The sequence below is a fragment of the Plesiomonas sp. genome (assembly GCF_051650925.1).
Lineage (GTDB): Bacteria > Pseudomonadota > Gammaproteobacteria > Enterobacterales > CAMTGL01 > Plesiomonas.
The window spans coordinates 1-1,350 of sequence record NZ_JBOFRH010000218.1; the positions used below are offsets into that span (position 1 = coordinate 1).

The window sequence follows — 1,350 nt, forward strand, 5'->3', positions numbered from 1 at the left end:
ACGTTATTTACCACTGGTGCGCATGTGCTGCTGTACATATGACCCCTTTCGCGGCCACAAAAAAGGCCGTCTACCAAAATGTTGGTAAAACAGCCCGTTCTGGACACATTATAACAACGCGCAGCGAGGATAACAACTGCGGAGGTGTTGACAGGTTAGTCAAATGACGGTAGAGTTAATTTACCAACTAGAGAAGGAGTGTAAACCATGGGCTTAGATATTACTGCATACCGTAAATGTCAGTTGATTGACAACGTGGAATTGGATGAGTGTGGCGAACCTTGTGAGTATGACGCTCACGCATGGGTGAATCCATCGTTTGAAGAGCGGTCTACTGATGTAAAAGACGGTTACTACACCGCAGAAGATAGTCACGGATTTCGCGCAGGTTCGTACAGCGGGTATGGTGCATGGCGTGACCAATTGGCACAAATGGCGGGATACCCGTGTAAGGATAATCAGTTCGGTCGTAATTATTCACAAGGGGCGTTCGACGCCACATCTGGCGATTTCTGGGAACTGATTAACTTCAGTGATTGCGAAGGTACGATCGGTACGGGAGTCAGTAAGAAATTGCACGATGATTTCGTTCGCAATGATGCTAAAGCGGCGGAAATCGGCGGCTACTTTTACGAGAAATATCAAGACTGGAAAATGGCGTTCGAATTTGCGTCAGACAGCGGGTTTGTACGGTTCTGGTAGTATAGTAAAGGGGCGCACTGCGCCCCTATTAAGCCCGTAAGAACCTCACGCGGGGAGCGCCGGGCTAAACGCTATTACCCCCGCGTGGGTTACTGCTCGGCGTTATTCGCTTCTGCAATGCGATTAACGAGTGTTTCGCGTGACCAACGATTACTAACGTCAATACCTAACGCTTTGGCTTCGGCTCGCAGGTCATCCATGCTTACTTCCGTGGTACGTACCACTTCGACCAACTCGCCGATACTTTCCAAGTATCGCACATAATCGGAGTCTGCAACAGTGTCCGGCACATCAATGGTGTTGCCCGGTGCGACTAAACCGCCCACCTCGGCCAACTCACCCATTCCCGGAATGATAATTCCACAACGTGCAGTGTTTTGAATAGTTACAGTCATTGTTCAGCCCTTTGTAAACTTGGGCGACTCGCGCCGCCCGTTGTGATGTTACGCCATGTCGACATATGCGGCACACAGTGGATAACGGATCTCAGAACCGCTGATCTTGTACTCACATGGGACGGTTACGCCCAGACCTTCCAGCTGTGGTGCCAGCATACGGAACGGAATAGGTTTAGCCAGTGCCAAGTTGCGGTCTGACTTATCGTACACCATGAAGCGGTCTTTGCTGTTGTTCTGCACACCGTTGGCA

The 1,350-nt window shown here is 50.1% G+C and carries 3 protein-coding genes; 1 reads left to right on the plus strand and 2 read right to left on the minus strand.

What is annotated here, in order from left to right:
- Positions 1-207: 207 nt before the first annotated feature.
- The gene (locus ACRC27_RS05205; RefSeq protein WP_438639349.1) at positions 208-702 is read left to right on the plus strand and encodes a hypothetical protein; all 495 of its coding nucleotides are present in this window, start codon (positions 208-210) and stop codon (positions 700-702) included.
- Between the two features lie 89 nt (positions 703-791).
- Here ACRC27_RS05205 and ACRC27_RS05210 read toward each other — a convergent pair whose 3' ends face one another.
- Positions 792-1,097: a hypothetical protein gene (locus tag ACRC27_RS05210; RefSeq protein WP_438639350.1), complete on the minus strand. Its 306-nt coding sequence runs from the start codon at positions 1,095-1,097 to the stop codon at positions 792-794.
- A 48-nt stretch (positions 1,098-1,145) separates the two neighbouring features.
- On the minus strand, positions 1,146-1,350 hold a 205-nt coding region (locus ACRC27_RS05215; protein WP_438639351.1), incomplete at its 5' end, for a major capsid family protein.

What these genes read in the sequence shown, in the direction of transcription:
- ACRC27_RS05210 (WP_438639350.1), bottom strand. Translation starts at nt 1,097, where the DNA reads ATGACTGTAACTATTCAAAACACTGCACGTTGTGGAATTATCATTCCG.
- ACRC27_RS05205 (WP_438639349.1), top strand. Translation starts at nt 208, where the DNA reads ATGGGCTTAGATATTACTGCATACCGTAAATGTCAGTTGATTGACAAC.